This window comes from Nocardia sp. NPDC004722 (assembly GCF_053601505.1).
This window is the reverse complement of the sequence record NZ_JBSGBY010000472.1, coordinates 1-6,840: the sequence shown is the minus strand read 5'-3', so window position 1 is coordinate 6,840 and position 6,840 is coordinate 1. Positions and strand designations below refer to the sequence as shown.

Below are 6,840 nucleotides of genomic sequence, written 5' to 3'. Positions count from 1 at the left end.
CGGCTGGCGACCCGCGCACAGGGCGGAGTTGTCGGGCAGGATGTGCGGGTAGCCGACCAGCACGACCCGGGCCTGCGGGGCGCGAGTCTTGATGGTCCAGGAAGTGCAGCACGTTCATGTCCTCGAAGTCGAACGCGAGACTTCCACGCGAGCCGTTGATTTCGATCCGGATCGAGTTTTTACGGCCGGTGGCGCACCGGGTCGCCTCGAAGGTGGCCAGTCCACCGCCGGACAACCGGCCGAGGAATATCGCGGCGTCATCGACGGTGACCGGACCGGTACCGTCGGCAGTCGGCCGTTGCGAAATGAAGGTTTCCATAGTCGCGCTGGTGCCGACCAGCAGTTCGCCGGTCAAATAGTGCGTCAGGTCCACGATGTGCGCACCGATATCACCCAGCGCTCCAGATCCCGCACGTTCGCGTTGCATTCGCCAGCTCAGCGGAACAGTCGGATCGACCGCCCAGTCTTGCAGATACTGAGCCCGGACGTGCCGGATCTTTCCGATCCGGCCCTGTTCCACGAGCTTGCGAGCGAGCACGATCGCGGGCACCCGGCGGTAGGTGAATCCCACCATCGACCGGATGCCGCTCTGGCGAGCGCTCTGGGCCGCCTCCGCCATCGCTTCCGCCTCGGCCACAGTGTTTGCCAGCGGTTTTTCACACAGCACGTGCTTGCCTGCTTCGAGTGCGGCGATCGCGATCTCCGCGTGCGTATCGCCGGGCGTGCAGATGTCGATGACATCCACGTCCGCCCGCTCGATCAGGGCGCGCCAGTCGGATTCGACTGTCTCCCAGCCGAATCGGTCTGCCACGGCACTCGCCGCTGCCACGTTCCGGCCGGCCAGCGCAACCAGCCGTGGCCGCAGCTCCGGCGCAAAGTAGCTGGTCACGTTGCGCCACGCTTGGGAATGTGCGACACCCATGAACGCGTAACCGACCATGCCGATTGCGAGCGTGCCCATGAGACCCCTTTCCGGTGGGTGGTCAGGATTCGAAGCCTTGCGGCATGTACTGGTCCACATTCGCCTTGGTCACGACAGGCGCGTTCAGCACGATTCGCCGCGGCACCTCGACCTGGACGAGGTCGGACAAACCTTTGCCCTGCACGAGCAGCCGGGCCAGCCGGACGCCATCCGCTGCCTGCGTCGGCGGGTAGAGAACGGTGGCCTCCATCTCGCCGTCCTTGATCCATTGCATGGCGTTCTTCGAGCCCGCGCCGCCGATGAAGGCGAATTCATGGCGCTTGGCGTTGTCGAACGCAGCCTTGACGCCTATTCCCTGGTCGTCGTCGTGGTTCCACACGATGTCGATCTTCGGTGCGGCTTGCAGCAGATTCGACGCCACCCGTTCGCCGGACTCGACGGTGAACTCGGCCGCTACGCGCTTACGCACACTCTGGCCGCATGTCTTCAAGGCGTCGGCGAACCCGCGTGAGCGGTCCTGGGTCAAGGGCAACGAGTCCATACCCGCGATCTCGGCGATGACCGGCTCTTTCAGGTTGCGGTCCTGCACCAACTTGCAGGCATAGGTGCCCGCGGACACGCCCATGCCGTAGTTGTCGCCGAGGATGGTTGCTCTGGCCGCGAACGAGTTCGAGAATTCGCGGTCGACGTTGACGACGACGATTCCAGCCTGTGTCGCCTTGGTCGCCACCTGCGTGAGCGCGGCACCGTCGGTGGGCAGGAGCACGATCGCGTCCACCTTGTCGTTGATGAAGGTTTCGATCTGGCTGATCTGTGTGCTCGGATCGTTGGTGCCCTCGGCCATCCGGAACTCCACGTCGGGGTATTTCTTGGCCTCGGTTCGGGCGACCGCGTTGATGGCACCGAGCCAGCCGTGATCGGCCTTCGGACCGGAGAAGCCGATAACGACCTTCTTACCAACGGCATCGTTGGCGCCGGCGGCGCGGCTACCGCCTCCGGTTGCACTTGAGGCCGGGTCGTCGTTGCTCGTGCAACCGGCCAACACCAGCGCCCCTATCGCGAGCAGACACGCCGCGCCACGGGCAGCACGAGTCGAATGGAACATGACTTCTCCTAGAGCGATGAAATAGGAACATTCGGGGGTCAGAGTTTGCGACTGCGTCCAGTCACGTGCTGCTGGAGCAGCACGGCGATCACGATGATCACGCCCTTGGCGACGGCCTGGATCGAGGTGTCGAGATTGTTGAGGGTGAACACGTTCGTGAGTGTGGTGAAGATCAGCACCCCCAGTACGGTGCCGACGATCGTGCCACGGCCGCCCGAGAGCAGGGTGCCGCCGATGACAACGGCAGCGATGGCGTCGAGTTCGTACAGCACGCCATGCGTGGATGTGCCGGCGGTGGTGCGTGCCATCAGCATGATCGCCGCAACCCCGCATGCCAGGCCCAGCAGGACGTACAGCGCGACGGTGTGACGCGCCACCTTGATTCCCGCCAGGCGTGCCGCCTCGGGGTTACCGCCGACCGCGATCGTGCGGCGGCCGAATGTAGTGCGATTGAGCAGGACCCAGCCTCCCGCCGCGACCACCGCAAAAATCACGACCAGGACCGGAACTCCCAGCACGTCGCCGCCGAAGAAGGTCACGAGCCCCCGCACGGTGACGATCTGAGTCTTCTTGTGCGCGATGATCTCGGCGAGTCCGCGCGCCCCGGCCAACATTGCCAAGGTCGTGATGAATGCCGCTATCCGGCCGTAAGCCACTAGCAGCCCATTGATCAGCCCACAGACCGCGCCTACCGCGAGCGCGACGAAAACCATGACCGCCCAATGATATTCGGCCGCCATCGCCTGGGTGGCCTTCGTCGTCGCCCAGACCGAAGCCAGGGCGACGATCGCGCCGACGGACAAGTCGATGCCACCACCGATGATCACGAATGTCATTCCGATGCTGACCACGCCGATCACCGACGCCAGTCGCAGAATCGTGGTCGCGTTATCCGTTGACCCGAATCGGTCGCCCGCGGTGAGCAAACCGACCCCGCACAACAGGACCAGCGCCACGACAAGGCCGCCGTTGCGGCCGAGCGGCGATGTCACCGCGGCCATGACGCGGACGACCGCATTGGGCTCACGCGCCGATGCCCGAACGGCCGGGGATTCGATGCTCGCGTCCGTGCTCACGCGACCTCACCTTCCATCACTAATCCGAGCACCCTGTGCTCGTCGATATCGACTGAGGGACCGTCGAAGACGACTCGCCCCTCACGAATTACCAAGAGCCGATCGGACAACCCGATGACCTCCTCGATCTCGCTGGAGACCACCACCACGCCGATCCCGTTCGCGACCAGGTCCCGGATCAGCGTGTAGATCTCGGCCCGTGCGCCGACATCGACCCCGCGGGTCGGTTCGTCCAGCAGCAATACCCGGCACTCACGCAATAGCCATCGCGCCAGGACCACTTTCTGCTGGTTACCACCCGACAGTGTGCGGACCTGCCGAGCCGGATCAGACGGGCGGACGTCGAGGTCGGCCACCAGATCGTGAGCAGCCCGTGCCTCCGCACCGCGGTCCAGGAAACCGGCGCTGCTGAACTTGGCCAGGTTGGCTGCGCTGATATTGCGCGTCACCGATTCGTCGAGAAACAACGCCTGACTCTTGCGCTCTTCGGGGCACAGCCCGACACCGGCGGCGACTGCCGCGGGCACGCTTCCCGCTCGGACTTTCGCGCCCGCCACCGTGATCGTGCCGGTCGATGCCCGGCGCGCGCCGTAGATGGTCTCCAAAATCTCCGAACGGCCCGAGCCGACCAGACCGGCCAGCCCGACAACCTCGCCAGGACGTACCGCAAAGCTGACCTCGTCGAACCGACCCTGGTATCCCAGCCGGTCCACCACGAGGACCGGCTCGGCCGATCCGTCGGTGGCGGGGCGGGGCGGGAACACGTAGTCGATGGAACGACCGGTCATCAGGCTGACGATCTCGGCCGTCGACACCTCTTCGACGGCCAGCCCCGATGCCACGGTTCGGCCGTCCTTGAGCACCGTCACCCGGTCGCCAATGGCCCGAATCTCTTCGAGCCGATGGGAGATGTACACGACTGCCACGCCGTCGGCGGTGAGGTCGCGAATGACGGCGAACAGCCGATCGACTTCCCCGGCACCGAGTACCGCCGAGGGCTCGTCCATCACGATCAGCCGGGCAGAGCGAGACAGCGCCCGCGCCATGCTGACGATCTGTTTGCCGGCTGCGGGAAGCCCCCCGACCAGAGTCGTCGGCGCGATGTCGGCGTGACCCAGCCTGCCCAGCAATTGCGTGGTGGCACGGTCGGCGGCGCTACGCCGGGTGAACCCCCACCGGGCGGGTTCATGTCCTAGATAGATGTTCTCCGCGACGCTGAGGCCGTCTACGAGATCGAGTTCCTGATAGATGGACGCTATGCCTCGGTCCATCGAGGTCTGCGGATCGGGCAGGCGCACGGACTCGCCCTCCCACAGGAGCTCGCCCGCATCGGGCTGGTGTACACCCGCGAGGACCTTGATCAGGGTGGACTTGCCCGCACCGTTCTGCCCGAGCAGACAGTGCACCTCACCAGCCCGTACTTCGAGGTCGATGCCGTCGAGCGCACGGACGCCGGAGAACTCCTTCACGATGCCGCGCATCTCCAGTAGGTGTGTCCCAGATCTCACTGCCGCTTCCATGACGGCGAGCATAGGCAGGCTTTTGTAGGCTCGTCAAGCAAAAGATCTACAGTGATCCGTCGCATGCCCCCTGCCGCAGAATCAAATGGCGGTCGCTCTACAATCGAAAGCGAGGGACGTGCAGGAGCGATCGGGAGGAGCTTCACAATGCCGATGACGAAAGCGGAGGTAGTCACCGGTGGCGCGGCGCTGGGCAAGGGGGCTCTGCTGCAAATGCTCCGAGACGGTCGCCCACGCACCAAGGCCGAGCTGTCGGCAGAGACCGGCCTCGCCCGCTCGACCGTGATCGAGCGCCTCGACGCACTCTTGGCCAGCGGATTCGTTCAGTACGTCGACAAGGCCGGATCCACCGGTGGACGGCCGCCGAGCATGATCGCATTCAACTCGGTCGCCCGCGTCATCCTCGCCGCCGACGTGGGCGCCACCCATGTGCGGCTGGCGGTGACCGACCTCAACACCGACGTCCTGGCCGAGGTCGAATACCCCATCGACATCGCGGAGGGCCCGGACGCGGTGCTGACCGCGATCACGGGCCGCGGTGCCGCCCTGCTGGCCGAAATCGGCCGCGTCCCAACGGATCTACTGGGCGTAGGAGTCGGCCTGCCCGGTCCGGTCGACCACATCGCCGGGCGGCCCGTGAACCCGCCGATCATGCCCGGCTGGGACGGATTCGCGGTCAAGGACCATCTCGAGCGTCAGCTCGGCGTGGTCTCGCTGGTCGACAATGACGTCAACCTGATGGCCCTCGGAGAACACCGAACACAATGGCCCGACGACCCGAACATGATATTCGTCAAGGTCGCCACCGGCATCGGCTGCGGCCTGATCAGTGACGGTCACCTGCACCGGGGCGCGCGCGGCGCCGCGGGCGACCTCGGCCACGTCCGAGTTCCACACGACACGACTGTCGTCTGCCGCTGCGGCAATATCGGCTGTTTGGAAGCCATCGCCGGTGGCAGCGCCGTCGCTCGTAAGCTCACCGAGCTCGGCACGTCGGCCGCTTCCAGCTCCGATGTCATCACCCTGACCCGCGGCGGCTCGGTGGACGCCCTGCGCGTCCTACGGCAGGCGGGCCGCGACATCGGCGAAGTCCTCGCGACGGCGGTCAACCTGTTCAATCCGTCGGTGATCGCCATCGGCGGATCACTATCCCAGGCTGGCGACCATCTCCTGGCGGGCATCCGTGAGGTCGTCTACCGCCGGTCCCTCCCCCTGGCAACCGACGAACTACGCATCGTGTCCGCCCGGGCCGGAGCACGAGCCGGCATCGTGGGCGCAGCGGCAATCGTTGTGGACCACGCACTTTCGCCCGGCAAGGTGGATCGCCTGCTGGCTGGCTGACGACTGTCGTGAGCAGTTGATCCGGCGCCGGTCGACGTCCAGCGGCTCACGGTGCAGCGAGCCCCTGCCAACCGCGTACACCGGTGCGATCTCGTCGCGTCGTCGTCCGAGTTGTGAAAGCTCCCGCACCCGAGCAGTCGCCGACGATGACGCCTTCAAACGCGCAAAGGTCGACGTAAGTCCCCCAGAACTATCCACCGATCCAGAGAGCATCGGTCACTAGTCGGACAGAAGCAGCCAACCTTCTGTTGCTCGGCGTCACAGTTTTGCCTTACAGTCGTCACATCAAATGTGGCACCCGTCACTTCATCAGCTCGGCGAGAGATCGCTGTAGAGCATAAATCCTCTTGCCCGAAACCACCGAGGCTCGGCCGTGCCACCTCAGCGCATCATGCGAGATTCGCGCAAGCCTGCCTAGTCCGCAGGATCCTCCCCTGTCCGTCATCGGCAGGTGATTCGCAAAGCGAGGTGAGTGTCTGACAACCAACGAGCGACACCCCAGTCAGGCCCCAAAGCCTTCCCAATATCGAGAAGGGATTGCCCTCGTGAGTTTTCGAATCAAAGCCCTCGCACTATTCGCCGCATTAGCCGCGATATTGATATCGGTTGTCGCGCTACCTACCGCGACAGCCGCGATAGACCCTGCCGAATTCGCTCAGGTACAGCTCGCGCGGGGCGGTGGCACCATGGGCGAGCCTATTGCTATCGCCCTGCTGCCCGACGACTCGGTGCTGCACATCGACCGTGCCGGCTCGCTGCACCGGACCACCAACGATGGTACGACGGGTGTGATCGGTTCCCTCGACGTGTACATCCACGACGAGAGCGGCCTGCTGGGCCTCGCCGTCGACCCCGGCTTCGACACCAACCGCGCCA

Annotated in this window: 6 protein-coding genes; 2 read left to right on the top strand and 4 right to left on the bottom strand. The window is 65.2% G+C overall.

Going from position 1 to position 6,840, the window contains the following annotated elements; all coding sequences use genetic code 11:
• The 4 genes from ACWELQ_RS33635 to ACWELQ_RS33620 form a co-directional block, all read right to left on the bottom strand.
• The coding region (locus ACWELQ_RS33635; protein ID WP_452401064.1) for a Gfo/Idh/MocA family protein at positions 1-961 on the bottom strand (961 nt) is incomplete at its 3' end.
• 22 nt (positions 962-983) lie between these two features.
• The gene (locus ACWELQ_RS33630) at positions 984-2,027 is read right to left on the bottom strand and encodes a substrate-binding domain-containing protein (protein WP_452401063.1); all 1,044 of its coding nucleotides are present in this window, start codon (positions 2,025-2,027) and stop codon (positions 984-986) included.
• Between the two features lie 38 nt (positions 2,028-2,065).
• Positions 2,066-3,103 (bottom strand): ABC transporter permease, encoded by a 1,038-nt coding sequence (locus ACWELQ_RS33625; protein WP_452401062.1) that lies wholly within the window; start codon positions 3,101-3,103, stop codon positions 2,066-2,068.
• A complete protein-coding gene (locus ACWELQ_RS33620; RefSeq protein ID WP_452401061.1) occupies positions 3,100-4,623 on the bottom strand; it encodes a sugar ABC transporter ATP-binding protein in 1,524 nt (507 codons plus the stop codon). Before ACWELQ_RS33620 ends, ACWELQ_RS33625 begins: the two co-directional genes overlap by 4 nt.
• A 147-nt stretch (positions 4,624-4,770) precedes the next feature.
• On the opposite strand from ACWELQ_RS33620, the gene ACWELQ_RS33615 reads away from it, so the two are divergent.
• Positions 4,771-5,964, top strand: a complete 1,194-nt coding sequence (locus ACWELQ_RS33615) for an ROK family protein (RefSeq protein ID WP_452401060.1) — start codon at positions 4,771-4,773, stop codon at positions 5,962-5,964.
• Between the two features lie 545 nt (positions 5,965-6,509).
• Positions 6,510-6,840, top strand: a 331-nt coding sequence (locus ACWELQ_RS33610) for a PQQ-dependent sugar dehydrogenase (RefSeq protein WP_452401059.1), incomplete at its 3' end; no start/stop codon positions are given.

Excerpts from the sequence above, each read along its gene's own strand:
- ACWELQ_RS33630 (WP_452401063.1), bottom strand. The coding sequence starts at position 2,027 with ATGTTCCATTCGACTCGTGCTGCCCGTGGCGCGGCGTGTCTGCTCGCG.
- ACWELQ_RS33620 (WP_452401061.1), bottom strand. The coding sequence starts at position 4,623 with ATGGAAGCGGCAGTGAGATCTGGGACACACCTACTGGAGATGCGCGGC.
- ACWELQ_RS33615 (WP_452401060.1), top strand. The coding sequence starts at position 4,771 with ATGCCGATGACGAAAGCGGAGGTAGTCACCGGTGGCGCGGCGCTGGGC.